We start from the raw sequence: 1,405 nt of genomic DNA on the forward strand, positions 1-1,405 counted from the left end.
GTTATTAGTATGGATACCAAAAAGAAAGAGTTATTGGGTACTTTTTATCGTAATGGATCGCTCTATACACAAGCAGCCATTCAAACGAATGATCATGATTTCCCTAGCTCTGCAACAGGCAGTGTTATTCCTCATGGGTTTTATGACCTCAAACGAAACACAGGATATATCACGCTTGGAACGAGTCATGATACCAGTGAATTTGCCTGTGATAGCTTATTTCAATGGTGGGTAAACGAGGGTATTATTCATTATCCTAAAGCAAAATCATTGTTGATCCTTTGCGATGGTGGAGGGAGTAACAGCTCACGGCACTACATTTTTAAAGAAGATTTACAAAAGACTGCGAATGCACTTGGATTGGAAATTAGGATTGCCCACTATCCTCCTTATACCTCCCAGTATAATCCCATTGAACATCGTTTTTTTCCTCATGTGACTCGTGCTTGTGAAGGTGTTGTATTTGACTCGGTTGAAACAGTTAAAACATTGATTTCTAGAACATCAACGTCAAAAGGACTAACAACAATTGTTCACATACTCGACAAAATATACGAGACAGGACGAAAATATGCCGCTGACTTCAAAGAAATAATGCCGATTGTATTTGATACACATTTACCAAAATGGAATTACCGTGCAATTCCTCAAGAATAATTAATATCGGGAAGTTGTTTCGTGCTTATTCCTAAGCATAAAATTAGTCAGGTTAGGCAGTCATAATCAACTGTTTAAAGGATGATATGGATAATTTATTACAGAATAACGAATACAAACACTGGCTAAAAGACCTCAAACAAAAGGTATTACAATCACAGCTTAAAGCCGTGGTGAAGGTTAATAGCACGCTGTTAGAATTCTACTGGGAATTAGGCGAAGAGATTGTTCTTAGGCAAGCTCAAGCAAGCTGGGGGGATGGCTTCTTAAAACAACTAAGCCAAGATTTAATGGCAGAGTTCCCTGAAATGAAAGGCTTTTCAGAACGGAATTTAAAATATATACGCCAGTGGGTGGTATTTTATTCCAGCAATAAAGTAATTGGGCAACAAGTTGTTGCCCAATTGACTCAAATCCCCTGGGGACATAATTTAAAGATTATCACCAAATGCCAAAGTGTTAATAATGGGGACAGTGAATATAAAAATATTTTTGGGGTGTATTTATGACATCGCCTATTGCTGAGCAAGGTGATTTTGTCGAAGTTATCCAGCTGATTGAAAATGCCCGGCAGCGGGTTAATTACAGAGTTAACGTTGAACTAATTGACCTCTATTGGAATGTCGGTGAGTATGTAAGCCTTAAAATAGCGAGTGAAGCATGGGGTGAAAATACGGTTAAATCCCTAGCTGACTATATTAAATCTGAAGTTTCCCAATAATTATTTATGGTAAAATTGAAACTATGC

The 1,405-nt window shown here is 37.6% G+C and carries 3 protein-coding genes; all 3 read left to right on the forward strand.

The annotated features are described in order from the left end of the window. On the forward strand, positions 1 to 657 hold a 657-nt coding region (locus CDZ78_RS17620; protein ID WP_140414170.1), incomplete at its 5' end, for an ISAzo13 family transposase. A gap of 86 nt (positions 658 to 743) precedes the next feature. Beyond that, a complete protein-coding gene (locus CDZ78_RS17625; protein WP_087871152.1) occupies positions 744 to 1,166 on the forward strand; it encodes a DUF1016 N-terminal domain-containing protein in 423 nt (140 codons plus the stop codon). Next, a complete protein-coding gene (locus CDZ78_RS17630; protein ID WP_087871153.1) occupies positions 1,163 to 1,378 on the forward strand; it encodes a DUF1016 N-terminal domain-containing protein in 216 nt (71 codons plus the stop codon). The genes CDZ78_RS17625 and CDZ78_RS17630 overlap by 4 nt, the downstream gene beginning before the upstream one ends. The last annotated feature ends 27 nt before the right edge of the window (positions 1,379 to 1,405 follow it).

Origin of the sequence: Bathymodiolus platifrons methanotrophic gill symbiont, assembly GCF_002189065.1 — a bacterium.
In the GTDB taxonomy this organism is placed as follows: Bacteria; Pseudomonadota; Gammaproteobacteria; order Methylococcales; family Methylomonadaceae; genus Methyloprofundus.